The organism is Devosia beringensis (assembly GCF_014926585.1).
GTDB lineage: Bacteria > Pseudomonadota > Alphaproteobacteria > Rhizobiales > Devosiaceae > Devosia > Devosia beringensis.
Window position 1 is genome coordinate 262932 of sequence record NZ_CP045422.1, and the last position, 26503, is coordinate 289434.

The window sequence follows — 26503 nt, forward strand, 5'->3', positions numbered from 1 at the left end:
AACTGCACCAAGGTCGATGCGTAGATTGAACCATAATTGCGGCACCTGGGGACGTTAGTCAGACAGTATGAAGCGACTGACGGCTTATCTTGCGCGCCTGTTCGTCACCGATGCGGCGATCCTGTTCGGCGTGGTGTGTTTCCTGCTCTGGCTGGTCAACTGCCTGCGCTCATTCGACGTCGTGTCGGTGAAGGGCCAGGGCGTTGTCACGCTGGCGCTGCAGGGGCTGCTCACCCTGCCCCCGCTGGCGGTATCGTTCTTCTATGTGTGCATCGGCATTGGCCTGGTTCGGGCGTTGCAGGCACTGCAGGGCAATCGCGAACTGCACATCATCCATACCAGCGGCGGCCTTGGCTCGCTCTGGAAAGCCACGGCGATCGTGGCCGGCGCCGGCGTGGTGGGGGTGCTGCTGCTGTCGAATTTCATCGAGCCCGATGCCAATCGGCGCCTCAACGTCCTGAGCGCCAGCGTGGCGGCGGACCTGGTCAGTTCAACGCTGAAGCCGCAGCGGTTCACCCAAGTGACGCCTGGCGTGGTCATGCTGATCGGCGGACGATCGGGCGATGGCGAAATCCAGCAGTTCTTTGCCGATGACCGGCGCGATCCGGAAACAAGACGAACCTATGTGGCTGAGTCGGCGCGGGTATCGACCGATGGCGACAATTATGTACTCGAACTGCGCGACGGGTCGCTGCAGAACACCGGCGCGGATGGAAGGTTTTCCGAGGTCACCTTTGCCCGCTATGACGTCAATGTTGATCGCTTTTCCCAACCGGTCGGCCAGAGCGACGGGCTTTACCAGACCGACAGCCTGACGCTGGTGCAGCGGGCCATGGAAACGGGGGTGTGGTCGCAGGAGCTGCTGACGGTGCTGGGCAACCGGGCGGCAGAGGGCCTGCGCGTCATCGGCATCTGCATGCTGGTGCTGGCCATGGCGGGCTTTCCGAACGGCAGGCGGCCGCGCTTCAACCTGCCGCTCGAGGCCGTGGTGCTGCTGATCGCCTTTGGTGAGCGTGGCATCAGCGCCTATAGTCCGCTCGGTCCGTCGACCGGTGCGCTGGCCATGATCATTATCGGCGGCGGTGCGCTGCTGATGCTGAGCTGGCCGCGCCGACTGCAGGGAGTGGCGGCATGACCCGGATCGACTGGCTGGTGCTGAACCGCCTGGGCAGCCGCATCGGGGTCACGGTGCTGATCTTTTACGGCATCATCATGCTGGCGGAATCGCTGGACACCTGGCGTTTCAACTTCGTGGCGGACAATTACGGACTGCCGATGGCCGCCCTGATGGTGGCCATGAGTGCCGTGCGCTGGACGATCAAGACGCTGCCCGTCACCGTGTTGATGGGCGCCATTCTGGGGTTTCTCGACCTCAAGGCGCGCCACGAGCTGACGGTGATCCAATCGAGCGGGATTTCGATCTGGTGGGCTGTACGGGCGCCGACCATTGCCCTGGCGGTGCTCAGCCTGGCGATTGCGCTGGGCGGGGAAACCGCCAGCACGATGATCAATCGCGGGCTCTACCCGACCCCGCCAGGCCAAGCGAGCCTGCAGACACCCGCCGGAGAAATCTGGCTTGAGCAGCGCAGTGGCGATACGCATTATCTGATGATGGCGACAGGCATGCAGCCGGGCGGCGCGCTACTGGGCAATGTCACCGTCTTTCCGCTCAGTGGCGGGGAAGACACCCGCATCGAGGCGCCCGAGGCGCAGTTGCAGCCGGGAGAATGGCTGCTGCCGACGGCCGTGATCCGCAATGCCCATCAGGCGGCGCGAACGGTCTACAATTATCGGCTGCCCACCACTTCGAGCCCCGCCGAAATCAGCCTCAAGCTGGCCTCCACCGAAGACATGACCTTTTTCGAGCTGGCCGCCCTGCTGCGGGCCGGCGTGGCGGACGAATCGATCCGCAATGCGGCGACCATGCGCACGATAAAATTGCTAGCCCTGCCGCTGGTGCTGACGGGTTCGCTGTTCATTGCCTTTGCGTTTACCGCAGGTTATCGAAGGTCATCTAGTTATGGTCCAGCGGTCCTTTACGGGATCGTGCTGGGGTTTGTCGTGTTCGTGATCACCGAGATGGCCGACCGGGCTGGGTCGACCGGCGTCCTCGACCCCACGTTTGCGGCAGTCGGGCCAGCATTTGTGGCCATCGTCATTGGCGTGACGGTGCTGCTGCACAAGGAAGACGGGCGCGCGTGAGAAAATTGGGCTGGAGCGATTTGTTGACGTCGGCGCTCCGCCTGGCCAGTGCCAGTGCGGTCGTGGCGATGCTGGCCGTGTCCGGCGTAGCCGCGCAGGACCTGATTCCGCCAGATTTCTACAATGCCCCGATCGATCCGAGCGCCCCTTCGGAAATTGCCGCCAATACGCTGAGTTTCGATGCCGAAGCCGATGTCATCCGGGCCAATGGCGATGTGGTGCTCAAGCGCGGCGGCTATACGCTGACCGGGCAAGACCTGGTGTATCAGCGCGCCAGCGGCGAACTGAAATTCACCGGCGCGGTGACCATTGAAGACCCCTCAGGCAATCTGACGAATACCACGGACCTGCAGGTCAATGGCGGCATGAAGCAGGCCTTTCTCGAGTCCATGACGATCACGACCTACGACGGCGCCCGGATCACGGCCGACAGCACCGACTATGACGAGGCGCTCGAGACGCTGCTGATCAATGCGACCTATGCGCCCTGCGGCGAGTGCATCGACGCCAAGGGCCGGCGCATCGGCTGGTCGATGCAGGCCAAACGGGTGATCTCGTCGTCTGACGGCTCGCTCTACATGGACCAGCCTAACCTGTCGCTGCTGGGCGTGCCGGTGGCCTGGCTGCCGTTCTTTTACATGCCCGACACGAGCGAAAGCGCCCTGTCACGCATTCCCAAGCCCAGCTACGTCTATACCGAAAAGACCGGCCACACGCTGGCCTTCAATACGACCGTCTATTCGACCCCCTGGACCGATGTGGTGCTGACACCGGCCCTGATGAGCCGACAGGGTCTGCTGCTTGGCGGGGGCGTGGTGCAGCGGTTTGAGGGCGGCTCGGTCAGCGTCAAGGCCTCGGGGATCAATCAACGCGATCCGGGCGCCTTCACCTTCAGCGAAGCCCGGCGCGACTGGCGCGGGGCGATACAGACCAGCGCGAGCTTTACGCCCATCGAGGACTGGACCGTAGGCATGAGCTATTCGGTCTTTTCCGATGCGGCCTACCTGCCGGACTATACGCGGACCGACGACAAGTCCTCGGTCAACGAGATCTATGCGACCAACCTGACCAACGACACCTATATCGACGCGCGGGTGCAGAGCTTTACCCAGTTGGGCGATGTGACGGCGGCCAGCCAGGGGCAGCAGGGCGAAAACCTGCCGTCGGTGCGGTTCAACCACATCGAGGAGCTCGCACCGGGTCAGGGCCGTATCGAGGTCAAGGGCAAGTTGCTCGGCGTGCATCGTGCCGTCAAGGCGACCACAAGCGCTAGCGGCGTGCCCTACAGCTTCGGGCAGGATGGCACCAAGCAGCACGCCAATGTCGAGATCGCCTGGCAAAACCAGTATATCGGCGGTGGCGGCTTCGTCTTTACGCCCTATATGGGTGTTCGCACCGATATGGCCTATTATGAAGACAGCAGCGCGGGCGCCCCGGGGCCAACAAGCCTGTTCAGCGCCACGCCGATTGCAGCGATGGATGTGCGGTACCCGATGGTGGCCAGCGACGGACAGACCGTGCATCTGATCGAACCGATCGCGCAGCTGGTCTATCGCGGCAGCAATACGACGGCGGTGGGCATCACCAATGATGACGCCCAGAGCTTTGTCTTCGATGACACCAACCTGTTCAGCTACAACCGGTTTTCCGGCGGCGACCGGCAGGAAACCGGGCTGCGCGCCAATGTGGGGGCCCGCTACCAGGTCAATTTCGCGGGCGACAGCTATCTGGAGCTGATAGCCGGGCAATCGTTCCAGCTGGCGGGGACCAACGCCTTTGCAGCGGCGGATGCGGCGCAGACGGCAGTGGGCAGCGGGCTCGACAGCAATGCCTCCTATACTGTGCTGGGCGCCTATGGCGCCTTCTCCCCGGGCATCAAGCTGGGCGGCAAGTTGCAGATCGACACGGCCAAGCCGCGGGTGGCCCGGGCAGGCCTTGGGGCGAGCATAGCCTTGGACGGCTACTCGGCTCTGGTCGACTACACCTATCTGGCCGCCAATCCGGCGGCGGGCGTGGTCAATGACCAGCACGAGATCGGCGCCGGGGTCGGTGTGCCGGTTGCCGACTACTGGACCATCAGCGCCAGCAGCTACTGGGACCTCAAGGCCAATAGCCTGGCCTCGATCGGCGGGGGCATCCAGTATGACGACGGTTACCTGCTGATCGGCGCCAATGCCAACCGCACCGGACCGACCCATACCTCGCCCAATGCCACGACGGTCACTGCCAGCTTTGCCATCAAGGCGCCCGCGGGTCTCAATCTGGGCTATACGCGCGACCTCACGCCGGGCCTCTAGCCCCCGAACCGGATTTTGGCCGCAATGTGCGGGCAATTGACAGCGAGGGATTCCCGCCGCATGGAAGGCGGGCACAAGATTTCGAGGCAGAGACGATGATGGCAAATGGTTTATGGGGACGCGCAGTCGGCGCCCTGGTCGTTGGGATCGTACTCAGCGTGGCCGCCGCGATGCCGACCCTGGCGCAAAGCGTCAAGGTGACCGTCAATGGCACACCGATCACCGATCTGCAGATCTCGCAGCGCGTGAAGCTGTTTGCCCTGGAAGGCAATGGCGGGGGCACCAAAGGCGCCACCGAGCAGCTGGTCGATGAGGCCATGCAGCTGAGCGAAGCCAAGCGCCTGGGCATTACGGTGTCCAATGCGCAGATCGACGATGCCTTCCTGCAGATTGCGCGCAACCTCAAGATGAATACCGACAATCTGCGGCAGCTGCTGCAGCAGCGCGGCATCAATATCGATACGCTCAAGGACCGGTTGCGGGCCGCCATCGCCTGGAATGCCGTGACCGAAATGGCGATCATGCCGCAGGTGCAGATTTCCGAGCTGGACCTCGATCAGCAGGCTGCCAGCAAGGTGCAGGCCTATCAGGGCTTTGATTATATCCTCAAGGAAATCATCTTTGTCGGCCAGGGCTCCAGCGGCCGGACCGGCCAGGCCAACCAGTATCGCAGCGGCTTTGCCGGCTGCGATACCGCGGTCGACCTGTCGCTGAACTTTACCGATGCGGCCGTGGTCGATGTCGGTCGCCGGCACGCCACCCAGTTGCCTGAAGCCATTGCCCAGGAACTGGCCGGGCTCAATGTTGGCGGCATTACCAAGCCGCGCGTCGTCGAGAATGGCGTGTCCATGCTGGCCGTATGCGAAAAGACCCAGGCCGAAGACCTGACCTTCATCAAGAGCGAGCTGCGCTCCGAAGCCGGCGACAGCGCGCTGGGCGGCCAGACGGCCACCTATCTTGAAGACCTGCGCAAGCGCACCAAGATCATCTACAACTAAGCTGCGGGCCCGCCGGACGGGCCCGTCAGCCATCCGCCGTGGGGGCCGAGATGCAAAAGCCGCTGGCCATCAGCATGGGCGAGCCGGCCGGCGTCGGCCCCGACATCGCGCTGCAGCTCTATGCGCGGCGTGCTGAGCTCAACCTGCCCGCCTTTTGTCTCTTCGGTCATGCCGATTTCCTCGCGGCGCGCGCCGCCCGACTGGGGCTGGACATTGCCTTTGCCGCCGTCGGACCTGATGGGGCCATGGCGGCCTTTGCCGAGGCCCTGCCGATCGCGGCGATTGACGGCAATGTGCCTGACCAGCCGGGGCAGTCGTCCCCCCTGTCAGGCCATGCGGTCATTGCCAGCATCGAGGCGGCCGTGGCAGCGACGCTCAGGGGCAGTTGCCGCGCGCTGGTAACCGGGCCCATCCACAAGTCAGCCCTCTACCAGGCCGGCTTCAAGCATCCTGGCCATACCGAATTCCTGGCGGCGCTCTGCGCCCAGGGCGGCAAACCAAAGCTGCCGGTGATGATGCTGGCGCATGGCGGGCTGCGCGCGGTGCCGGTGACCATCCACGTGCCGATCCGCGATGTGCCGGACCTCCTGACCAAGGCGCTGATCGTGGAGACAGTGCGGGTGGTAGCCCATGACCTGCGGCAGCGCTTCGGCATTGCCAATCCACAGATCGCGGTAGCCGGCCTCAACCCGCATGCGGGCGAAGGCGGCAGCATTGGCCGCGAGGACCTCGAGATCGTCGGACCGGCCGTGTCGCAATTGCAGTTCGAGGGCCTGGGGGTCACAGGGCCAGTGCCGGCCGATACCCTGTTCTACCCGCCGCACTGGGCGCAATACGACGCCGTGGTGGCCATGTATCACGACCAGGCGCTGATCCCGATCAAGACGGTGGCCTTCGAGGATGCCGTCAACGTGACGCTGGGCCTGCCCATCGTGCGCACCTCGCCCGACCATGGCACGGCCTTCGACCTGGCCGGCACCGGGCGGGCCTCCCCCAAGAGTTTTCTCGCCGCCATCGAACTGGCGGACGCAATGACGGCGAACCAATGAGCCAAATCGACAATCTGCCGCCGCTGCGCGAAGTCATCGCGGAACACGGGCTGCGCGCCAAGAAGGAGCTGGGGCAGAACTTCCTGCTCGACCTCAATCTGACGGCGCGGATCGCGCGCGTGGGCGGCTCGCTGGAGGGCGTGCGCGTCATCGAGGTGGGTCCGGGCCCGGGCGGCCTGACCCGGGCGCTACTGGCCGAGGGCGCGCGCGAAGTGATTGCCATCGAGCGCGATGCAAGGGCCCTGCCCGCGCTGGCGCAGATCGCCGAGGCCTATCCGGGCCGGCTGACAGTGATCAGCGGCGATGCGCTGGAGATGGACTACCGGACGCTGGCGGATGGCCCGACGCGGATCATTGCCAACCTGCCCTACAATATCGCCACGCCGCTGCTGACAGGCTGGCTGACGCTGGACCCCTGGCCATCGTTTTTCGAGAGCCTCACGCTGATGTTCCAGCGCGAAGTGGCCGAGCGCATCTGCGCGCAGCCCAGCGAGGATCCCTATGGAAGGCTCGGCGTGCTGGCGGGCTGGCGCAGTGATGCGCGCATGGCCTTCAATGTCAGCCGCGAGGCCTTCGTGCCCTCCCCCAATGTCACCTCGACCGTGGTGCACCTGGTGCCCAAGGCGGTCGATGCGGACATTGCGGTCAAGCATGTCGAGCAGATCACCAAGGCGGCCTTCGGCCAGCGGCGCAAGATGGTGCGGCAGAGCCTGAAAGCCACCGGCGTGCCGGTGGAGGGGCTGCTGGCGGCGGCCGGCATTACCGGCAGCGAGCGGGCTGAAGACCTGCCGATCGCGGTTTTCCTGGCGATGGCGCGCGCCCTGCCCGAACTGCGGCGGGCGCAGGGCCAGGGCTGACCCATCGATTCAAGGGCCTGTCAGAGAGAATCGATCTGGTTCTGCAAGTCCTTGACGAAGCTGTTCAAATTGATCTGACGCTCCCGTTCGAGGCGCGCTGAGACCAAAATTGAGCGGACGCGCTGGGTCGAGGCTTCGAGGTCTTCGTTGACGATGACATAGTCATATTCGGCGAAGTGTTCCATCTCGATGCGGGCATTGCGCAGCCGTGTCTCGATGGTGCCGACGCTGTCCTGGGCGCGGCGTTCCAGCCGAGCGCGCAATTCCTTGATCGAGGGGGGCAGGATGAACACGGTCACCATGTCCTTGCGGCTGTTGCGATAGAGCTGCAGCGTGCCCTGATAATCGACATCGAACAGGATGTCGTTGCCGGCAGCCAGTTGCTCTTCGACATGGGCCCGCGGCGTGCCGTAGAAATTGCCATGCACTTCCGCCGATTCCAGCATTTCGCCATCGGCCTGCATACGCTTGAAGGTGGCGACGTCCACGAAGTGATAGTGCTTGCCATCGACCTCGTCGGTTCGGCGCGCCCGAGTGGTGGCTGAGACCGAGAGGCGAATATTGGGATCGGCACCGAACAGGGCGCGGGAAATAGACGACTTGCCGGCGCCCGAAGGCGAGGCAATCACCAGCATGACGCCACGACGCTGAAACTCCATCAGCCAATTCCTATTCGATGTTCTGCACTTGCTCGCGTAGTTGATCGATCGCCGCCTTGAGGTCAAGACCGATGGCGGTCAGCTCCACCGCATTGGATTTGCTGCACAGGGTATTGGCTTCGCGGTTGAATTCCTGGGACAGGAAATCGAGCCGCCGCCCGACGGCACCGCCCCCGGCAATCAGCTGGCGGGCGCTGGCAAGATGGGCCGCCAGCCGGTCGAGCTCTTCGCGAATGTCGGCCTTGGTGGCGAGCAGCAGCGCCTCCTGCGCCAGCCGGTCCTCGGACAGGCTGACGTCAACGGCAAGATCGGCAATCTGCTGGCGGAGCCGGGCCATAATGACTTCGCGGCTGCGGGCAGGATGGGTTTCGGCTTGAGCGATCAGCGCCTCGATCTCAGCCAGGCGATCGAGCAGGACGATGGCGATGCGGTTACCCTCCTGGCGCCGGGCCAGCACGAGATCGACAAGGGCCCGGGATACGGCGTCCATGATGGCGATGCCAAGACTGTCTTCGGCGGCAGCGGTGAGCGGCTGATCGCGCTGCTCAAGCACGCCCGGCAGGGCCAGGATGCCATCGAGGCTGGGCGGGGCGGCCACAAGCCTGCTCCCCAGTTCGGCGATAGCCGCCAGTACGGTATCCAAAGCCTGCTGGTTGAGACGGACATGGCCGCCGGCGCCTTCGCGCTCAATGGCCAGATTGCAGGTGATGGAGCCGCGCGAGACCATCTTGCTGATCAGCTGGCGGATCTCGCTCTCGAGGGCGTCAAAGCCGGGTGGCAGGCGCATGCGGACGTCAAGGCCGCGCGAATTCACCGACTTGATCTCGCAGGTGAAACTGGCACCCTGCACCGCGCCGGTGGCGCGGGCATAGCCCGTCATACTGGCCAGGGCGTGGCTCACTGGGCAGCCGGCGCGTCGGCCTCTTCCCCGGCCTCTTCATCCTCCAGCGCCTGACGCGCCGCCTCGGCCTCGTCGGCCAGCTTGCGGTACTGGGCGACGTTCTGGCGGTGCTCGGCATAGGTCTCGGCAAAAACATGGCCTTCGCTGGGCGAGGCACCCTTGGCCACGAAGTAGAGATAGTCGTGGCTATCGGGATTGGCCACGGCCTGAAGCGCCTCGATGCCGGGATTGGCGATGGGCGTGGGGGGGAGACCATCGATCTGGTAGGTGTTGTACTCGGTCTGGGCCTCGATCTCGGAACGGCGCAGGCCGCGGCCGAGCGGCGCCTCACCCTTGGTAATGCCATAGATGATGGTGGGATCGGACTGCAGGCGCATGCCTTCGCGCAGGCGATTGACGAAGACCGCGGCAACCTGGGGGCGCTCGGTGGCCACGCCGGTCTCGCGCTCGACAATGGAGGCAAGGACCAGCAGCTCTTCGGGCGTTTCGATGGGGAGGTCAGCCTGGCGGCTGGCCCAGACTTCTGCCAGGGCCGTGGTCATGGCCGCCTGCATGCGGTCGATAACGGACTGGCGGGTATCGCCGGGGACGTAATCATAGCTGCCGGGCAGGACGGAACCTTCGGGCGGCAGGCTGGCCACTTCGCCGATCAGGTTCTCATTGGCGTTGACGCGCTGCAGCACTTCGAAGGTGGACCAGCCTTCGGGGATGGTCACGGCATAGCGGATCGGATTGCCCTCGGTGAGCTCGATGAGGATATCGTCCATGCTGGCACCGGGCGGAATGCGGAAATCGCCGGCCTTGAGCGCCGCGGCACGTTCGAGCGCGCGACCGCCGAGCTGAAAGATGTAGCGGTTGGAAATCAGCCCCTGTTCTTCAAGGCGCGTGGCGATCGAGCCCAGACCGGAGCCAGATTCGACGCGGAAAACCGTCTCCTCGCCCAGCGGGCCATCGCCATAGAACTGGGAGGCGCCATAGAGAAAGGCGCCGCCGGCCAGCAGCAGGCCGAGCACCAGCAGGGTCAGCAGGCCATTGAGGATGTCGACAAAGCCGTTGCGCGAACGGCGGCGCGGACGCCGGGCCTTTGAATCATTCATGGTGCAATTCAACCTTGCTGCGCGATCGCGCCAGCGGCGCGTAAATGGGGATGCAAATCAGCGGCGCGCCGCGACAGCATGGCGGTCATTGTCGGCAGGACGCGTGGCAAAAACAAGAGGCACATCGCGTCTGGCGTGACGCGCTGGTGTTGAAAAATCAGTGAACCTTGCGCATGACCAGGGTCGCATTGGTGCCGCCAAAGCCGAAGCTGTTGGAGAGCGCCACGTTGATTTCCTTCTTGAATGCCGTCTTGGGCACCAGATTGATCACCGTCTCGACCGAGGGATTGTCCAGATTGAGGGTCGGCGGCGCGATATTGTCGCGCATGGCCAGCAGCGAGAAGATGGCCTCGACCGAGCCGGCGGCGCCCAGCAGGTGGCCGACGGCCGACTTGGTGGAGCTCATGGCCACGTTCGGCGCGGCATCGCCCAGCATGCGGGTCACCGAACCCAGTTCGATCTCGTCGCCCAGCGGCGTCGAGGTACCATGGGCGTTGATATAGTCGATATCGGCAGGGGTGATGCCGGCGCGCTTGATGGCGGCCTGCATGCAGCGGAAGCCGCCGTCGCCATCCTCGGAGGGCGCTGTAATGTGATAGGCATCGCCCGACAGGCCATAGCCGATGATTTCGCCATAGATCTTGGCGCCACGGGCCTTGGCGCGCTCGTAGTCTTCCAGCACGACAATGCCGGCACCCTCGCCCATGACGAAGCCGTCGCGATCCTTGTCATAGGGGCGCGAGGCGGCGGTGGGATTGTCGTTGAAGCCGGTGGAGAGCGCCCGGCAGGCGGCAAAACCGGCCAGGGCCAGGCGATTGACGCAGCTTTCGGCGCCACCGGCCACCATCACATCAGCATCGCCCAGGGCGATCAGACGGGCGGCATCGCCGATAGCATGCGCGCCCGTTGAGCAAGCGGTGACGACGGAATGATTGGGACCCTTGAGGCCGAAGCGGATCGAGACCTGGCCGGAGGCAAGGTTGATCAGGCGACCGGGAATGAAGAAGGGGCTGATCCGACGCGGCCCTTTCTCATGCAGGATGATGGAAGCGTCGTAGATGCCGCCGACACCGCCAATGCCCGAGCCGATCAAAACGCCGGTGCGTTCCTGATCTTCCTGGGTCTTGGGCTCGACGCCGGCATCCTGAATAGCCTGGGTCGCCGCCGCCATCGCGTAGATGATGAACGGGTCGACCTTGCGCTGTTCCTTGGTGTCCATCCACTCATCTGGATTGTACTTGCCGTCGGCGTAGTCGCCGAGCGGCAAGCGATGAGCGATCTGGCAGGCGATATCGTCAACCTGGAATTCATCGATGCGCCGGGCCCCACTCTTGCCGGCCAATATATTGGCCCAAGTGGCTTCAACTCCGCATCCGAGGGGCGTAACGAGCCCCATTCCGGATACGACAACGCGACGCAATTCCATGTTGAACTATCCCCGCCGGTAATTAGCCGACAGCCTTGGTGAGAAAGGAAACGGCATCGCCGAAGGTCTGAATGCCTTCAGCAGCGTCGTCCGGAATCTCGACCGAGAATTCTTCTTCAAAGGCCATCACCAGCTCGACCTGGTCGAGAGAGTCAGCACCCAGATCGTCGATAAAGGAGGCCTTTTCGACAACCTTCTCGGCATCCACATTAAGGTGTTCCACAACGATCTTGCGGACCCGATCAGCGACATCGCTCATAGTTTGACTTCCCTTTTCGAAATCGACGTTTCGTTTCGCTTCTATTGGCGCAGTGCCAAATCTTCAAGCATCCAATTGGCTGATTAACCGGCAATGTAAGCGCGCTTTCGGGCGCCCGCAAGGCGATGTGCCAGTGATGCAATCGGGGCCGATTAGCACACTTGTCAAAGCTGCGCCATAAGCCAATGCCCCGGTTTTGGGCGGGTGAACGCCCTTTTTATATCATTGCCATGCCGCCGTTGACGTTGAGCGTATGGCCGGTGATGTAGCCCGCTGCGTCGCTGGCCAGAAAAACCGCGCAGGCGGCCACTTCCTGGGCTGTGCCCAGGCGATTGGCCGGGATGGTCGAGAGGATTCCCTCGCGCTGCTTGTCGTTGAGTTCGTCGGTCATGGCCGAGGCAATAAAGCCGGGGGCAATGGAATTGACGGTGATGTTGCGCGAGGCCACTTCGTGCGCCAGGGCCTTGTTCATGCCGATCAGTCCGGCCTTGGAAGCGGCATAGTTGCCCTGCCCCGGATTGCCCATGACACCCACGACCGATGAAATGCCGATGATGCGGCCAAAGCGCTGCTTCATCATTCCGCGCAGCACAGCACGATTGAGATGGAAGGCGGCGGTCAGATTGACGGCGATGACCTCATCCCACTCCTCATCCTTCATGCGCATGAAGAGATTGTCGCGGGTCATGCCGGCATTGTTGACGAGGATGTCGAGGCCACCCAGAGCAGCTTCGGCAGCCGGCACCAACTTGTCGACCTCGTCGAGCTTGGACAGGTTGCAGGGCAGAATCGGGCAATCCTTGCCGATGGCGGCGGCGGTGTCTTCGAGCGCGCCGACCCGGGTGCCGCTGAGGGCCACGGTGGCGCCGGCAGCGGCCAGGGCCTTGGCGATTTCCCGGCCAATGCCGCCGCTGGCGCCGGTGACGAGGGCGCGCTTACCAGTCAGATCAAACATTTAGTGGTCTCCGGTGGAGAAGTGATTCAGGTCGCAGGACCCGGAACAGGGATCAGGCCGAGAGCTCGGCCACGAAAGCATCGATATCGGCAGGGGTTGAGACGGCAGTGGCAACGGCTTCGGCATTGATGCGCTTGGCCAGGCCCGTGAGCACCTTGCCGGTGCCCAGTTCGGCCAGATGGGTGACGCCGCCCGGGCCGGTCAGCCAGGTGACGCTTTCGGTCCAGCGCACGACGCCCGTCACCTGCTCTACCAGGCGCCGGCGGATGTCGTCGGGATCGGTGATGGGGGCGGCCAGTACATTGGCGACCAGGGGCACGACCGGGGCATTGACGGTGACGTCGGCCAGGGCGGCCTGCATGGCCTCGGCAGCCGGCTGCATCAGGGCGCAATGAAAAGGAGCACTGACGGGCAGCAGCAAGGCGCGCTTGGCGCCCTTGGCCTTGGCGATCTCGACGGCGCGCTCGACGGCAGCGGTGGCGCCGGAAATGACGACCTGGCCCGGGGCATTGTCGTTGGCGACATCGCAGACGTCGTCACCGGCGGCTTCGGCAGCGACTTCGCGGGCGACTGCCAGATCAAGGCCGAGCAGCGCCGCCATGGTACCGTGACCGACAGGAACGGCCTTTTGCATGGCGAGGCCACGAATGCGCAGCAGACGCGCGGCGTCGGCCAGGGAGAATGAGCCGGCCGCACAGAGCGCCGAATATTCGCCCAGCGAGTGCCCGGCGACGAAGGCGGCGTGATCGACGAGGCGAATGCCCTTGGCCTGCAGTACCCGCATGATGGCGAGGCTGACGGCCATCAGCGCCGGCTGGGCGTTTTCGGTGAGACGCAGAATGTCGTCAGAGCCTTCGAACATGATGGCCGAGAGGCGCTGGCCCAGGGCCTCATCGACCTCCTGAAATACGGCGCGAGCCTCGGGATAGGCCGCAGCCAGATCCTTGCCCATGCCGACGGCCTGACTGCCCTGTCCGGGAAATGTGAATGCGCGCTTGGTCATGAAAGCCCTCCAGGATAGCAGTTAGACAGTCGGCACTGCCCCTGTCCAGTTGCCCGGCGTTTGCCTTGAGGGTGTGGCGGAGTCAAGGCGCGCAACGGGTTTCGCCCAGTTTAGCCTTGCTTCGCCGTGCCGGTTATCTTATAGCCGCGCCAGCAATTCGTTTGGCCGGGGGCTGAACGGAGGGTTTGTGCTTTGCACGAATAGGGTTTTGCCCGGCCTCCCGTGTTCCCGCTCTTTGCAAGACTGCTTTGACGCCCTTCCCGGCTTCAAGGAGGCTCCGCGCTAAGCGAACGCTGTGTTTAAACCACGAAGGAAGGCGCATTCATGGCCCTTTACGAACATATCTATCTGGCTCGCCAGGACGTTTCCCAGCAGCAGGTCGAAGAGCTGACCACGGCGCTGTCCGAGATCCTCGCCACCGGCGGCGGCAAGGTCACCAAGAACGAATATTGGGGCCTCAAGGGTCTCTCCTACCGCATCCGCAAGAACCGCAAGGCGCATTACACCCTGCTCAACATCGAGGCATCGCCCGCAGCGGTCGCTGAAATGGAGCGTCAGATGCGCATCAATGAAGACATCCTGCGTTTCATGACCGTCCGCGTGGACGAGCATGAAGAAGGCCCGTCTGCCATGATGGCAAAGCGCGACCGCGACGATACCCGCCCCGATCGTGGTGGCGAGCGTGGCGGTTTCTCCGCCGAACGCCGCCCGCGCCGTTTCTAAGACAAGGACCCCTACGCTATGGCAATCAAAGACCTTACAACCGCCCAGGCCCGCCGTCCTTTCCAGCGCCGCCGCAAGACCTGCCCGTTCTCGGGCGAAGGCGCGCCAAAGATCGACTACAAGGACGTGCGCCTGCTCTCGCGCTACGTTTCCGAGCGCGGCAAGATCGTCCCGAGCCGCATCACCGCCGTTTCGGCACTGAAGCAGCGTGAACTGGCCCGCGCCATCAAGCGCGCCCGCTTCATCGGCATCATGCCCTACGCCGTCGCCTAATTCGGTCGGGCTGGCTTAGGCCAGCCCCTCCACCCTATCGGTGCCCTAACCGGCACATCGCTGGGGCGAACGGAATGGTCCGACGCTCCTAACCGTCCGTGAGACGGGACAGCCACAAGGAATTCCCCCATGAAAGTCATTCTTCTCGAGCGTATCGCCCGTACGGGTTCGATCGGCGACGAAGTCACAGTGAAGGACGGCTTTGCCCGTAACTTCCTGCTGCCACAGGGCAAGGCCCTGCGCGCCACCGAGAACAACCGCAAGAAGTTCGAAGGCGAACGTGCCAATATCGAAAAGCGCAATGAAGACCGTCGCAACGCTGCCTCGGGCATTGCTGAAGGCCTGAACGGCACCACCGTGACGATGATCCGTCAGGCTGGCGAAACCGGCCAGCTTTATGGTTCGGTCGCCTCGCGCGATATCGTCGAAGCCCTGGCCGAGAGCGGCTTTACCGTGCAGCGCAGCCAGGTTGACCTGGTTGACCCGATCAAGTCGGTCGGCCTGCACAGCGTGTCGCTGAACCTGCATGCCGAAGTTGCCGTGACCATCACCGTCAACGTCGCCCGTTCGGCCGACGAAGCCGCCCGCCAGGTTGCCGGCGAAGATGTGACCGTGACGGTCTATGAAGACGACGTCGATGGCGATTTCGCCGCCGGCCAGAAGGACGCCAAGCAGGACGACCGCTTCGACGACGAAGCCTAGGCCCCGCAAACGCCCCTCAGGAATTGAAAGGCCGGGCGCTTTGCCCGGCCTTTTTATTTGGGCCGACGCGCCGACTCGGCGCATTATTGCCGCCTTGTCCAATGCAAGCTCAGGCGGTCACAATCCCCGTTGTTCACAGAGTTAACCGGCGGCGGTTACGGGCCTTAACCAATCGCGAACCGGCTGGCCGTTAGGAATCGACTCCGGCCACGTGACGGTTAAGACACGTTAACGTTTTACCCGAGGGACCCATGGCAGAGATCGCACGGCTTCATCCGACCGAAGACAAGTCGTTCCGCCTCGCCCCGCACAATGTGGAGGCCGAGCAGGCGCTGCTGGGCGCCGTGCTGATCAACAATGACGCGTTCTACCGGGTGTCGGACTTTCTCGAGCCGGTGCATTTCTACGAGCCCATCCATCGCGACATCTATGAGCTGGTGGGCAAGATCATCCGTGCCGGCAAATCGGCCGATCCCACCACGATCAAGACCCACCTGCCCGAGCAATTGCTGCCCGACGTGACGATGGCGCAGTATCTGGCGCGCCTGGCGGCCGAAGCCACCACGGTGATCAATGCCGCCGATTACGGCCAGGCCATCTATGACCTGGCGATCCGGCGCAACCTGATCCTGGTCGGCGAGGAAATGGTGCAGGTCGCCTACGAATCGGACGTGGAGCTGACGCCCAACAAGCAGATCGAAAAGGTGGAAGGCGAGCTGTTCCAGCTGGCCGAAAAGGGCCGCTATGACGGCGGCTTCCTCAACTTCTCGACAGCGCTGAGCGCCTCGATCCAGATGGCCGGCGAAGCCTATCAGCGCGATGGCGGGCTCTCGGGCGTCGCCACGCTGCTCGATGACCTCGATCGGCAGATGGGCGGGTTGCAGCGTTCCGACTTGATCATCCTGGCCGGGCGTCCGGCCATGGGCAAGACCTCGCTCGCCACCAATATCGCCTTCAACGTCGCCAAATCCTATAAATCCGAGGTGCAGCCGGACGGCCACCTCAAGACGGTCAATGGCGGCATAGTCGGGTTCTTCAGCCTCGAAATGAGTTCCGAGCAGCTGGCCACCCGTGTGCTGGCTGAGCAGGCCGAGATTTCCTCATCCGACATCCGGCGCGGCCGCATCCATGACAGCCAGTTTTCCAAGCTGGTCGATGTCAGCAACATGATGAGTGCCATTCCGCTCTATATCGACGATACCGGCGGCATCAGCGTGGCCCAGCTGGCAGCGCGGGCGCGCCGGCTGAAGCGGCAGAAGGGCCTCGATTTTCTAGTGGTCGACTATCTGCAGCTGCTGACCGGCTCGAGCAAGGCCTCGAGCCAGAACCGCGTGCAGGAACTGACCGAAATCACCACGACCCTCAAGGCGCTGGCCAAGGAGCTCGAGATCCCCATCGTGGCGCTGTCGCAGCTGTCACGCCAGGTCGAATCGCGCGATGACAAGCATCCGCAGCTTTCCGATCTGCGCGAATCGGGGTCTATCGAGCAGGACGCCGACGTGGTGCTGTTCGTTTACCGCGAAGAATACTATCTCAAGAACAAGGAGCCCAAAGAGGGCACGCCAGAGCACATGACCTGGCAGGGGGAAATGGAACAGGTGCACGGTAAGGCCGAAGTGATCATTGCCAAGCAGCGCCATGGCCCCACGGGTACGGTTCAGTTAAGCTTTGAGGCGCAGTATACGCGCTTCGGCAATCTGGCACGGGCCGACTACCTGCCAGAGCGTATGGAATAGGCATGGCGTTGACGTCTGGGCTTGGCGGGCAACTCAGTATCGATCTCGGGGCGCTGGCCCGAAACTGGCGGGCCCTCGACAAGGTCAGTGCCGGCGCGCTGACCGGTGCCGTGGTCAAGGCGGACGCCTATGGCACCGGCATTACCGTGGCCAGCAAGGCGCTGCATGCCGCCGGCGCGCGGTTCTTCTTCGTGGCCACGCCCGATGAAGGTATCGCGGTGCGCGCCGCCGTGCCGGAAGCCCATATCTTCGTGATGAACGGGCTCTATCCGGGCGCCGCCAATCTCTACATCCGCCAGAACCTGATGCCGGTGCTCTGTTCGGTGGAGATGCTGGAGGAATGGCTGGCCAAGTGCCTCGAGCGCAACGAGGCCTATCCGTCCGCCTTCCACTTCGATACCGGCATCAACCGTCTGGGCTTCCGCCTCAACGAGGCCGGGTTCGTGCGCGAGCGCATCGAGACGCTGGGCTATGCCCCGCAGATGCTGATGAGCCACCTGGCCTGTGCCGACCAGCCCAATCACGAGAAGAACCGCACGCAGCTGGCGCTGTTCGGCTCGGTGATGGCGCAGTTTCCCGGCATTCCGGCATCGCTGGCCAATTCGGCCGGGCTGATGAGCGGGCGCGACTACCATTTCCAGATGGTGCGGCCGGGCATCGCGCTTTATGGCGGCCGGGCGGTGAACGGGCGCAAGAACCCGATGGCGACCGTGGTGACGCTGCATGTGCCGATCCTGCAGGTCAAGGAAGCCCGGACCGGCGAGACCGTCGGATATGGAGCCAGCTACAGCCTGTCGCGCGACAGCCGGCTGGCCATTGTCAGCCATGGCTATGCAGACGGGTTTTTCCGGAGTCTTTCCGGGACCAATTCGCGGCCGGGCGGCAAGGTGGCGATCCGTGGCAAGCTCTGTCCCGTGATCGGCAAGGTGTCGATGGACCAGATCGTGGTCGATATCACAGAACTGGGCGCCGATATCCCCAGCCCCGGCGAAGGCGCCGAAGTGCTCGGGGCCAATATCAGCGTCGATGACCAGGCCGATGCGGCCGGTACGATCGGCTATGAGGTACTGACGGCGCTCAAGGGCCGCTATAACCGCAATTATGTGGGCGACGGCAAGCTGCCACCGGAATAAGTTCGCGCTTTGTTCTTGTGCATCAAGCCTGATGCAGTATGATCGCGCGCGATGATGGGCGGCGCGATGGGCTGCCGTCCGCTTCGTGAAAGGTATGTCTTGGCCAAGTCCCGTTCGTCCTTCGTCTGCCAATCCTGCGGCGCGACCACCACCCGCTGGCAGGGGCGATGCGATGCCTGCGGCGAGTGGAACACCATTGTCGAGGAAATGACCGATTCCGGGGTCGGCGCAGGGCCAAAGTCGGCCAAGGCCGGCAGCCGGCCGGCCAATCTGGTGCCGCTGTCGGGCGAGACGGAAAGCGCCGCCCGCGTGGTCAGTGGCATTGCCGAGCTGGACAGGGTGACCGGAGGCGGCTTCGTCATGGGATCGGCGCTGCTGGTGGGCGGCGATCCCGGCATCGGCAAATCGACGCTGCTGCTGCAGGCGGCGGCCGCGCTGGCCAATCTGGGACGGCGCGTCGTCTATGTGTCGGGCGAGGAAGCGGTGGCGCAGGTGCGGTTGCGGGCGCAGCGGCTGGGGCTGGGCGAGGCGCCGGTGCTGCTGGCGGCAGAGACCAATGTCGAAATCATCCTGGCGACACTGGAAAGCGGCCCGCCACCCGACCTGGTGATCATCGATTCCATCCAGACGCTGTGGACGGATCGCGTGGACAGCGCGCCGGGGACGGTGACGCAGGTGCGCACCTCGGCGCAGGCACTGACGCGCTTTGCCAAAAAGAGCGGCGCCGCCGTGGTGCTGGTGGGACATGTGACCAAGGACGGGCAGATTGCCGGACCGCGCGTGGTCGAGCACATGGTCGATGCCGTGCTGTATTTCGAAGGCGATACCAGCCACACCTTCCGGATTTTGCGCGGGGTGAAGAATCGCTATGGCGCCACCGACGAGATCGGGGTGTTCGCCATGACCGAACTGGGGCTCGAAGAGGTTGCCAACCCGTCGGCGCTGTTCCTTGACCAGCGCGACGAAGGCGCCGCCGGCTCGGCGGTGTTTGCCGGCATGGAGGGGACGCGGCCGATTCTGATCGAAATCCAGGCGCTGGTTTCCCCCTCGCCGCTGGGCACACCGCGCCGGGCCGTGGTGGGCTGGGACGCGTCGCGGCTGTCGATGGTGGTGGCGGTGCTGGAAACCCGCTGCGGCGTGCGGATCGGGGCCAATGACATCTATCTCAACGTCGCTGGCGGGCTCAAGATCAACGAGCCGGCGGCCGACCTGGCGGTGGCGGCAGCCCTGATCTCGTCGCTGACCAGTTCGCCCCTGCCCTCGGATTCGGTCTATTTCGGCGAGATATCGCTGGCCGGTGGGGTCAGGCCGGTGGTGCATGGCTCGCTGCGTCTGCGCGAGGCGCAGAAGCTGGGCTTCAAGTCGGTGTCCACCGGCCGGCTGGGCAGTGCCGATCGCAATAGCGGGCTAGACGTGTCGGAATATACCAACCTGCAGGAACTGGTCGGGCGTATTGCCGCCAATGGCAAGCCGCGGGAGCCGGATCGCGAGGAGTGGTAAAGCAATGACAGCGCGCCCGATTGTTGGCAGATCGTGCGTGAAGGCGCGGCCAACCCTTGGCATCGGCATGCAAAGCCGCTAAACGAGGCCCAACACAGCCGGGGACGGCGACAGGAGCTTGGCGAACAAAGATGCTGACAGCGTTCGACGTTGGTGTGGGTGTGCTGGTGCTGATTTCAGCAATCCTGGCTACCGCCCGTGGTTTGACCCGTGAAGTGCTGTCGCTGGCGACATGGGCCGGCTCGGCTGCCATTGCCATCTATATGTGGCAGTATCATCCCGAAATCGCGCGCGGCTATATTGCCGAGCCGCTGGTGGCCGATATTGCCACCGTCGTGGTGACGTTCATCATCGCGCTGATCGTGCTGCATCTGCTGACCATGCGCATTGCCGACTTCGTGGTCGACAGCCGCGTCGGGCCAATCGACCGGACGCTGGGCTTTGTCTTCGGCGTGCTGCGCGGCGTGCTGATTGCCATCGTGATCACGATTTTCGGCACCTGGCTGCTGCCCAACAATCTGCCGCCATGGGCTGCCAATTCACAGACGCTGCCGCATCTGCAGACGATGGGCAATACGCTGATTTCCATGCTGCCGCCCGAACTCGAGCAGCAGGTAACCCAGATTCTCAAGGGCGGCACTGGCCTGACCGACGAAAATGCAGCCGGCCCGGCCGCTCCAGTCGAAGACGGCACCGACGCCATCGAAGACAGTACCCCGCCGGGTACAATCCCGCCGCCAGCGACCACTACCCCGGCGCCGACGGCAGTTGTGCCGGCGCCAGGGGCCTGACGGCCGATCACTCTTTGGCGAGGGCACCGCGCTCGCCACAACCCTGACCGCCTTGCGGGGCAATGGTCGGGACCCGGAAAATGGTCTAGGGATTGGGAATATTTCCCGCTCTGGCCCGCTCGCATAGCGCGACCCGCGGCGACCGCGGTTGAGGCAGCATTGGCATGGAGAGCCCGTTGAACCATCCCAGCGATGACCGTTTTGATATTGATGGCGACACGCTGCATGAAGAGTGCGGCGTGTTTGGCATTTTGGGGCATAGCGATGCGGCGGCGCTGACCGCACTGGGGCTGCATGCGCTGCAGCACCGCGGCCAGGAAGCGGCCGGCATCGTCAGTTTCGACGGCCGCCAGTTCTATGCCGAAAAGCGCATGGGGCTGGTCGGCGACCACTATACCGACCCGGTCCTGCTGGCCAAACTGCCGGGCGCCATGGCCATGGGCCATACGCGCTATTCAACCACCGGCGAAGTGGCACTGCGCAATGTGCAGCCGCTGTTTGCCGAGCTGGGCGACGGCGGCATTGCCATTGCGCACAATGGCAACTTCACCAATGGATTGACGCTGCGGCGGCAGATCATCGCCACGGGCGCCATCTGCCAGTCGACCTCGGACACCGAAGTGGTGCTGCACCTGGTGGCGCGTTCGCGCCACAGCTCCTCGACTGACCGCTTCATCGACGCCATCCGTCAGATGGAGGGCGGCTATGCCATGCTGGCGATGACGCGGACCAAGCTGATCGCGGCGCGTGACCCGATCGGCATCCGGCCACTGGTGATGGGCGAACTCGACGGCAAGCCGATCTTCTGCTCTGAGACCTGCGCGCTCGACATGATCGGCGCCAAATATATCCGCGACGTCGAGAATGGCGAAGTGGTGATCTGCGAGGTCCAGCCGGACGGCTCGATCAGCATCGAGGCGCGCAAGGCAGCTCGCGCCGTGCCCGAGCGCCCCTGCCTGTTCGAATATGTCTACTTTGCCCGACCCGATTCGGTGGTCTCGGGCCGCAGTGTCTATGGCGCCCGCAAGCGCATGGGCATCAACCTGGCTCGCGAGGCACCGGTCGAGGCCGATGTGGTCGTGCCCGTTCCCGATGGCGGCACGCCGGCGGCCATCGGCTTTGCCCAGGCCAGCGGCATTCCGTTCGAGCTGGGCATCATCCGCAACCACTATGTCGGCCGCACCTTCATCGAGCCCACCCAGTCGATCCGGGCCTTTGGGGTGAAGCTCAAGCATTCGGCCAACCGCGCCGAGATCGCCGGCAAGCGGGTGGTGCTGATCGACGACTCGATCGTGCGCGGCACCACCTCGCTCAAGATCGTGCAGATGATCCGCGATGCCGGCGCGACCGAGGTGCATATCCGCGTGGCGAGCCCGATGATCTCCTACTCGGACTATTACGGCATCGACACGCCGGACCCCGAAATGCTGCTGGCCAACCAGCACGCGACGCTCGAATCGATGTGCAAGTATATCGGTGCGGATTCGCTGGCTTTCCTGTCGATCGACGGGCTCTACGAGGCCGTGGGCGGCGAAAAGCGCAACAACAAGGTGCCGCAGTTCACCGACCACTATTTTACGGGTGACTATCCAACGCCGCTGACCGATCTGGACGGGCGTGGCCGGAACGAGCCCAAACATGTTTCCATGCTGAAAGAGGCCGGTTAATGGCTCAGACTTCGGATCAGGCCCAGCAGGACCTGGCAGGCAAGGTCATTCTGGTGACCGGCGCCTCGCGCGGCATTGGCTATGCGGCCGCTCTCGAGGCGGCGCGGCGCGGCGCGCATGTGGTCGCGGTTGCGCGCACCGTGGGCGGGCTTGAGGAACTGGACGATGAGATCCAGGACCTGGGATCTTCGGCCACGCTGGTGCCCCTGGACCTGCGCGATGGCGATGCCATCGACCGGCTCGGCGCGGCCATCTTCGAGCGCTGGGGCGCCCTGGATGGATTGATCGCCAATGCCGGGCAGCTGGGCGTGCTCAGCCCCCTGCCCCATGTGAAGCCGGAAGACTTCGACAAGGTGATGGCCGTCAATGTGACGGCCAATTACCGGCTGATCCGCTCGACCGACCTGCTGCTGCGGCAGGCCGTGGCTGGACGGGCCGTGTTTGTGTCATCGTCATCTGCCAAGTCGGCCCGGCCGTTCTGGGGGCTCTATGCCGCCAGCAAGGCCGCCGTCGACGCCATGGTGAAGTCCTATGCGTCCGAGCTCGAGCAGTCCAAGGTCAAGGTGAATGTGTTCTATCCCGGCGCGGTGCGCACGGCGATGCGCGCCAAGGCCATGCCGGGAGAAGATCCGGCGGCGCTGCCCAAGCCGGCCGACATTGCGCCCAAGCTGGTCGACATGATCAGCCCGGCGTTCAAGCTCAGCGGCAAGCTCTATGATGCCGACACCGGCACCACCAGCGATCTCTAGGCGGCGGGATGGTAACGATCCGCGGCTACAGACCAGACGACCTGCCGGCGCTTTACGACATCTGCCTGACAACGGGCGCGTCCGGCCAGGACGCGACCGCCCTGCACAGCGATCGCGACCTGATCGGGCAACTCTATGCCGCGCCCTATGGCGTGCTGGAGCCTGAACAGGTGCTGCTGGCGGAAGATGACCTGGGCGTTGCCGGCTATATTGTCGGCACGTTCGATACTGACGGGTTTGCCGCGCGCGAGGAGCGCGACTGGTGGCCGGCCTTGCGGCAACGCTATGCCGAACCATCACCCGCCTTGACGGCAGCCGACAGGCAGCGGATCGCTGCCATCCGCACGCCTGAGCGCAATCCGGCCGACATCGTGGCCGCGTATCCAGCCCATATCCACATGAACCTGCGCAGCCGGTTGCGCGGCCAGGGCGTGGGCACCATGCTGCTGCAGCGCTGGGTGTCCATGGCAGAGGCGGCCGGCGTGAAGGGCATTCACCTGGGCGCCAATGCGAGCAATGTCGGCGGCGTCGCCTTCTGGCAGCGCAGCGGCTTCGTGCCGCTCCAGACCATCGGGCGGACGGTCTGGATGGGCATGAAGCTGAAAGACTAGCCGGGCAGCCGCGTCATCAGGATCTTGTCGATGCGACGGCCATCCAGATCGACCACTTCGAACTTGAAGCCGTCGTGTTCGAAGGTCTCCCCTTCGGCCGGCAGGCGGTTGATGATCGAGAGCACGTAGCCGGCGACAGTTTCGTACTTGGCGTCACGCGGGATGGCGATCTTGAGCTTGTCGCCGAACTCGTCCACCGGCATCCAGCCGGCGACCAGCCATGAGCCGTCCTCGCGCTTGACAATCGCCGGGTCATCGCCGGTTTCTTCCTGGAAGACGCCGGTAATGACCTCGAGAATGTCGGCCGAGGTGACGATGCCCTCGAAGTGGCCGTATTCATCGACCACCAGGGCCATGTGCACGGTTGAGTTGCGGATGGCGCGCACCACGTCCAGGGCATCGGCATGGTCCATGACCACGGGCACGGGCTGCACGAAGCGGCGCAGTTCCAGCGGCAGTCCATTGGCGAAGACGCCAATAATGTCCTTGATGGCCACCACGCCGATGATGGAATCGGCGTCGCCATCCTGCACCAGCAGACGCGAGCGAGAAGTGCTCAAAATGGTGCGGCGGATGTCCTCGCTCTCGTCGGAGAGGTCGAGCACGTCAACGTCGAGGCGCGGGGTCATCAGACCGCGGGCCGAGCGATCGGCGAGGCGCATGACGCCCGAGATCATCGAATGCTCATCGCTTTCGATCACGCCAGCGGTGGTGGCTTCGGCGATCATGGTCTTGACCTCCTCTTCAGTCACCCGCTCCTCGGACTGGCCAGCCTGGCCCAGCAAAGCCAGCACGGCCTTGCCGGAGACGTCGAGCAGCCAGACCACCGGCGAGCCGATGGCCGCAATCAGCTTCATGGCCGGGGCGACACGGGCAGCAACGCCTTCGGCATCGCGCAGGGCGATCTGCTTGGGCACCAGTTCGCCCAGGATCAGGGAAATATAGGTGATAGCCACGACCACGATGCCGACGCCCAGGATATCGGCAACGTTGTCGGCCACGCCGACAGAGGCAAGCCAGGAGGTGAGGCGCAGACCCAGGGTAGCGCCGGAAAAGGCGCCCGACAGGATACCCACCAGGGTAATGCCGATCTGTACCGAGGAGAGGAACTTGCCCGGGTCCTCGGCCAGCGTGATGGCAATGGCGGCGCCGTGATTGCCCTGGTCGGCCATGGCGCGCAGACGGGCGGGACGGGCGGAAACAACGGCCAGTTCCGACATGGCCAGAAGGCCGTTGACGATGGTCAGAACGACGACGATCAGAATTTCTACGAACAAGGGACTATCAAATCATGCGGCCCCGCACTCGGTATCGGGTCGCTTCGGCCGGCAATATAACGGCAAAGGCCGGCTTTGCACCATGACTTCCACGCATATGCCCCTGGACAAAGACAGAGGCGGCCCCAAAAAAGATGCGGGGCCCACGATGGGGCCCCACATTATCTATTTGGACGACGGGATCAGCCCAGCCGGCGCTTAGTCTTGTCGTCATAGGGATTGTTGCTGCCGGCGCGCACCCAGAGGCGGATGGGCGAGCCCTTGATGTCGAAGGCCTCGCGCATGCCGTTGACCAGATAGCGCTGGTAGGAGGTGGGCAACACGTCGGGGCGCGAGGCAAACAGGATAAAGCTGGGCGGCCTGGTCTTGGCCTGCGTCATGTAACGCAGCTTGAGGCGACGCCCAGACACGGCCGGAGGCGGATGTCCATCGACCATGCCCTGCAGCCAGCGGTTGAGACGGGCAGTAGAAATATGGGTGTTCCAGGTCGCCTCGATCTTGAAGATGGCGGCCATCAGCTTGTCGATATTCTTGCCGGTGAGGCCGGACAGGGTCACTAGGGGAACACCACGCAGCTGCGGCAACAGCCGTTCGCATGCTTCCTTCAAATGGGCCAGGGCGGCGTTCTTGTCCTCGATCAGGTCCCACTTGTTGACCGCGATGACGAGCGCCCTGCCCTCGCGTTCGACCAGATCGGCCAGCGCCAGATCCTGCTTTTCAAACGGGACCGTCGCGTCGAGCATCAGCACGACGACTTCGGCATACTGGATGGAGCGCAGGCTGTCGCCGACCGCCAGCTTTTCCAGCTTTTCGGTGACGCGGGCGCGGCGGCGGATACCGGCGGTATCGACCAGGTTGATGACGCGGCCTTCCCATTCCCAGGGAACAAGGATGGAATCGCGGGTGATGCCGGCCTCGGGGCCGACCAGCACGCGCTCTTCGCCGACCATGCGGTTGATCAGCGTCGACTTGCCGGCATTGGGGCGGCCGACAATGGCGACGTTGAGATAGCGGTTGGGATTCCAGCGCAGCGTGGCTTCATCGCCCTCGCCCTCGAGCATGTCGGGGGTGATGTCGACGTCGACCGCCGGCATCAGATCCATGTCGGCGATCTCTTCGGCACCGCGCTCGAGCGCTGCCTTGTCGATGGCCGCCGAGACGATGGAATAGAGTTCGGACAGGCCCAGGCCGTGCTCGGCGGAGAGCGCGATGGCCTCGCCAAAGCCGAGCTTGAAGGCTTCCACGAGACCGGCTTCGGCAGCGCCGCTCTCGGCCTTGTTGCCGACCAGATGCACGGTCTTGCCGGCCTTGCGCAGCACCTGGGCAAAACGCTGATCAAGCGGGACCACACCGGCGCGGGCGTCGATCATGAACAGGATGACATCGGCTTCGCGAATGGCCATTTCGGTCTGCTGGCGCATGCGGTCTTCGAGGCTGCCATCGGTGACATCCTCATAGCCGGCGGTATCAAGAATGCGGAAGGTCAGGTCGGCGATCCGCCCCTCGGCCTCGCGGCGATCGCGCGTGACGCCGGGGGTGTCATCGACCAGGGCGATCTTGCGACCGACCAGGCGATTAAAGAGCGTGGACTTACCAACGTTGGGGCGACCGACAATGGCGACGGTGACGGTCATGAAA

25 protein-coding genes are annotated in these 26503 nt (G+C 64.0%); 16 read left to right on the forward strand and 9 right to left on the reverse strand.

All coding sequences use genetic code 11. The features are described 5' to 3' along the window. Positions 1-67 precede the first annotated feature (67 nt). From GDR53_RS01405 to rsmA, 6 genes are all read left to right on the forward strand, one after another. Positions 68-1135 carry an LptF/LptG family permease gene (locus GDR53_RS01405; RefSeq protein WP_193336350.1) on the forward strand — a complete coding sequence of 356 codons (1068 nt, stop codon included), beginning with the start codon at positions 68-70 and terminating at the stop codon, positions 1133-1135. Beyond that, on the forward strand, positions 1132-2202 hold the full coding sequence (locus GDR53_RS01410; protein WP_193336351.1) for an LptF/LptG family permease: 1071 nt from the start codon (positions 1132-1134) through the stop codon (positions 2200-2202). The genes GDR53_RS01405 and GDR53_RS01410 overlap by 4 nt, the downstream gene beginning before the upstream one ends. Before the next feature lie 23 nt (positions 2203-2225). Next, complete coding sequence (locus tag GDR53_RS01415; protein WP_193336352.1) at positions 2226-4499, forward strand: LPS-assembly protein LptD; 2274 nt, start codon at positions 2226-2228, stop codon at positions 4497-4499. Positions 4500-4597: 98 nt separating this feature from the next. Further along, positions 4598-5497 (forward strand): peptidylprolyl isomerase, encoded by a 900-nt coding sequence (locus GDR53_RS01420; RefSeq protein WP_210321378.1) that lies wholly within the window; start codon positions 4598-4600, stop codon positions 5495-5497. A gap of 50 nt (positions 5498-5547) precedes the next feature. Then, entirely contained in the window at positions 5548-6546 is a 999-nt protein-coding gene (gene pdxA, locus GDR53_RS01425) for a 4-hydroxythreonine-4-phosphate dehydrogenase PdxA (protein WP_193336354.1), read from the forward strand. Continuing rightward, positions 6543-7403 carry a 16S rRNA (adenine(1518)-N(6)/adenine(1519)-N(6))-dimethyltransferase RsmA gene (rsmA, locus tag GDR53_RS01430; RefSeq protein WP_193336355.1) on the forward strand — a complete coding sequence of 287 codons (861 nt, stop codon included), beginning with the start codon at positions 6543-6545 and terminating at the stop codon, positions 7401-7403. Before pdxA ends, rsmA begins: the two co-directional genes overlap by 4 nt. Positions 7404-7423: 20 nt before the next feature. On the opposite strand, the gene gmk is transcribed toward rsmA, so the two are convergent. From gmk to fabD, 7 genes are all read right to left on the reverse strand, one after another. Next, on the reverse strand, positions 7424-8062 hold the full coding sequence (gene gmk, locus GDR53_RS01435) for a guanylate kinase (protein ID WP_232846692.1): 639 nt from the start codon (positions 8060-8062) through the stop codon (positions 7424-7426). A gap of 10 nt (positions 8063-8072) precedes the next feature. Next, complete coding sequence (locus tag GDR53_RS01440; protein WP_232846693.1) at positions 8073-8963, reverse strand: YicC/YloC family endoribonuclease; 891 nt, start codon at positions 8961-8963, stop codon at positions 8073-8075. Next, positions 8960-10060 (reverse strand): endolytic transglycosylase MltG, encoded by a 1101-nt coding sequence (mltG, locus tag GDR53_RS01445; RefSeq protein ID WP_193336356.1) that lies wholly within the window; start codon positions 10058-10060, stop codon positions 8960-8962. Before mltG ends, GDR53_RS01440 begins: the two co-directional genes overlap by 4 nt. A gap of 157 nt (positions 10061-10217) precedes the next feature. Further along, complete coding sequence (fabF, locus tag GDR53_RS01450; RefSeq protein WP_193337909.1) at positions 10218-11480, reverse strand: beta-ketoacyl-ACP synthase II; 1263 nt, start codon at positions 11478-11480, stop codon at positions 10218-10220. Positions 11481-11508: 28 nt separating this feature from the next. After that, entirely contained in the window at positions 11509-11745 is a 237-nt protein-coding gene (locus tag GDR53_RS01455; RefSeq protein WP_046138081.1) for an acyl carrier protein, read from the reverse strand. Between the two features lie 217 nt (positions 11746-11962). Continuing rightward, positions 11963-12700 carry a 3-oxoacyl-[acyl-carrier-protein] reductase gene (gene fabG, locus GDR53_RS01460; RefSeq protein WP_193336357.1) on the reverse strand — a complete coding sequence of 246 codons (738 nt, stop codon included), beginning with the start codon at positions 12698-12700 and terminating at the stop codon, positions 11963-11965. Between the two features lie 52 nt (positions 12701-12752). Then, on the reverse strand, positions 12753-13703 hold the full coding sequence (gene fabD, locus GDR53_RS01465) for an ACP S-malonyltransferase (RefSeq protein WP_193336358.1): 951 nt from the start codon (positions 13701-13703) through the stop codon (positions 12753-12755). A 324-nt stretch (positions 13704-14027) separates the two neighbouring features. Here fabD and rpsF point away from each other — a divergent pair, with 324 nt between their 5' ends. The 10 genes from rpsF to GDR53_RS01515 all read left to right on the forward strand — a co-directional run bounded on the left by rpsF (position 14028) and on the right by GDR53_RS01515 (position 23588). Continuing rightward, complete coding sequence (gene rpsF / locus GDR53_RS01470) at positions 14028-14426, forward strand: 30S ribosomal protein S6 (protein ID WP_193336359.1); 399 nt, start codon at positions 14028-14030, stop codon at positions 14424-14426. A gap of 18 nt (positions 14427-14444) precedes the next feature. Continuing rightward, positions 14445-14699 carry a 30S ribosomal protein S18 gene (rpsR, locus tag GDR53_RS01475; RefSeq protein WP_408639777.1) on the forward strand — a complete coding sequence of 85 codons (255 nt, stop codon included), beginning with the start codon at positions 14445-14447 and terminating at the stop codon, positions 14697-14699. Positions 14700-14828: 129 nt separating this feature from the next. Next, positions 14829-15401: a 50S ribosomal protein L9 gene (gene rplI / locus GDR53_RS01480; RefSeq protein WP_193336360.1), complete on the forward strand. Its 573-nt coding sequence runs from the start codon at positions 14829-14831 to the stop codon at positions 15399-15401. Between the two features lie 251 nt (positions 15402-15652). Beyond that, a complete protein-coding gene (locus GDR53_RS01485; RefSeq protein WP_193336361.1) occupies positions 15653-17137 on the forward strand; it encodes a replicative DNA helicase in 1485 nt (494 codons plus the stop codon). Positions 17138-17139: 2 nt separating this feature from the next. Next, positions 17140-18270 (forward strand): alanine racemase, encoded by a 1131-nt coding sequence (gene alr, locus GDR53_RS01490; protein ID WP_193336362.1) that lies wholly within the window; start codon positions 17140-17142, stop codon positions 18268-18270. Positions 18271-18369: 99 nt separating this feature from the next. After that, on the forward strand, positions 18370-19770 hold the full coding sequence (gene radA, locus GDR53_RS01495) for a DNA repair protein RadA (protein ID WP_193336363.1): 1401 nt from the start codon (positions 18370-18372) through the stop codon (positions 19768-19770). A gap of 131 nt (positions 19771-19901) precedes the next feature. Continuing rightward, entirely contained in the window at positions 19902-20561 is a 660-nt protein-coding gene (locus tag GDR53_RS01500) for a CvpA family protein (RefSeq protein WP_193336364.1), read from the forward strand. A 164-nt stretch (positions 20562-20725) separates the two neighbouring features. After that, positions 20726-22228 (forward strand): amidophosphoribosyltransferase, encoded by a 1503-nt coding sequence (gene purF / locus GDR53_RS01505; protein ID WP_193336365.1) that lies wholly within the window; start codon positions 20726-20728, stop codon positions 22226-22228. After that, positions 22228-22977 (forward strand): SDR family NAD(P)-dependent oxidoreductase, encoded by a 750-nt coding sequence (locus GDR53_RS01510; protein WP_193336366.1) that lies wholly within the window; start codon positions 22228-22230, stop codon positions 22975-22977. The genes purF and GDR53_RS01510 overlap by 1 nt, the downstream gene beginning before the upstream one ends. Positions 22978-22985: 8 nt before the next feature. Next, positions 22986-23588, forward strand: a complete 603-nt coding sequence (locus GDR53_RS01515) for a GNAT family N-acetyltransferase (RefSeq protein WP_193336367.1) — start codon at positions 22986-22988, stop codon at positions 23586-23588. Here the strand turns inward: GDR53_RS01515 and GDR53_RS01520 are convergent. Further along, entirely contained in the window at positions 23585-24850 is a 1266-nt protein-coding gene (locus tag GDR53_RS01520; RefSeq protein WP_193337911.1) for a hemolysin family protein, read from the reverse strand. The genes GDR53_RS01515 and GDR53_RS01520 overlap by 4 nt on opposite strands. A gap of 197 nt (positions 24851-25047) precedes the next feature. After that, entirely contained in the window at positions 25048-26499 is a 1452-nt protein-coding gene (gene der / locus GDR53_RS01525) for a ribosome biogenesis GTPase Der (RefSeq protein ID WP_193336368.1), read from the reverse strand. Positions 26500-26503: the final 4 nt, after the last annotated feature.

What these genes read in the sequence shown, in the direction of transcription:
- GDR53_RS01455 (WP_046138081.1), bottom strand. Translation starts at nt 11,745, where the DNA reads ATGAGCGATGTCGCTGATCGGGTCCGCAAGATCGTTGTGGAACACCTT.
- GDR53_RS01515 (WP_193336367.1), top strand. Translation starts at nt 22,986, where the DNA reads ATGGTAACGATCCGCGGCTACAGACCAGACGACCTGCCGGCGCTTTAC.
- GDR53_RS01500 (WP_193336364.1), top strand. Translation starts at nt 19,902, where the DNA reads ATGCTGACAGCGTTCGACGTTGGTGTGGGTGTGCTGGTGCTGATTTCA.
- purF (WP_193336365.1), top strand. Translation starts at nt 20,726, where the DNA reads ATGGAGAGCCCGTTGAACCATCCCAGCGATGACCGTTTTGATATTGAT.
- der (WP_193336368.1), bottom strand. Translation starts at nt 26,499, where the DNA reads ATGACCGTCACCGTCGCCATTGTCGGTCGCCCCAACGTTGGTAAGTCC.
- GDR53_RS01485 (WP_193336361.1), top strand. Translation starts at nt 15,653, where the DNA reads ATGGCAGAGATCGCACGGCTTCATCCGACCGAAGACAAGTCGTTCCGC.
- rplI (WP_193336360.1), top strand. Translation starts at nt 14,829, where the DNA reads ATGAAAGTCATTCTTCTCGAGCGTATCGCCCGTACGGGTTCGATCGGC.
- alr (WP_193336362.1), top strand. Translation starts at nt 17,140, where the DNA reads ATGGCGTTGACGTCTGGGCTTGGCGGGCAACTCAGTATCGATCTCGGG.
- pdxA (WP_193336354.1), top strand. Translation starts at nt 5,548, where the DNA reads ATGCAAAAGCCGCTGGCCATCAGCATGGGCGAGCCGGCCGGCGTCGGC.
- GDR53_RS01405 (WP_193336350.1), top strand. Translation starts at nt 68, where the DNA reads ATGAAGCGACTGACGGCTTATCTTGCGCGCCTGTTCGTCACCGATGCG.
- fabG (WP_193336357.1), bottom strand. Translation starts at nt 12,700, where the DNA reads ATGTTTGATCTGACTGGTAAGCGCGCCCTCGTCACCGGCGCCAGCGGC.
- rpsR (WP_408639777.1), top strand. Translation starts at nt 14,445, where the DNA reads ATGGCAATCAAAGACCTTACAACCGCCCAGGCCCGCCGTCCTTTCCAG.
- rsmA (WP_193336355.1), top strand. Translation starts at nt 6,543, where the DNA reads ATGAGCCAAATCGACAATCTGCCGCCGCTGCGCGAAGTCATCGCGGAA.
- rpsF (WP_193336359.1), top strand. Translation starts at nt 14,028, where the DNA reads ATGGCCCTTTACGAACATATCTATCTGGCTCGCCAGGACGTTTCCCAG.
- GDR53_RS01410 (WP_193336351.1), top strand. Translation starts at nt 1,132, where the DNA reads ATGACCCGGATCGACTGGCTGGTGCTGAACCGCCTGGGCAGCCGCATC.
- gmk (WP_232846692.1), bottom strand. Translation starts at nt 8,062, where the DNA reads ATGGAGTTTCAGCGTCGTGGCGTCATGCTGGTGATTGCCTCGCCTTCG.
- fabD (WP_193336358.1), bottom strand. Translation starts at nt 13,703, where the DNA reads ATGACCAAGCGCGCATTCACATTTCCCGGACAGGGCAGTCAGGCCGTC.
- mltG (WP_193336356.1), bottom strand. Translation starts at nt 10,060, where the DNA reads ATGAATGATTCAAAGGCCCGGCGTCCGCGCCGCCGTTCGCGCAACGGC.
- GDR53_RS01510 (WP_193336366.1), top strand. Translation starts at nt 22,228, where the DNA reads ATGGCTCAGACTTCGGATCAGGCCCAGCAGGACCTGGCAGGCAAGGTC.
- GDR53_RS01420 (WP_210321378.1), top strand. Translation starts at nt 4,598, where the DNA reads ATGGCAAATGGTTTATGGGGACGCGCAGTCGGCGCCCTGGTCGTTGGG.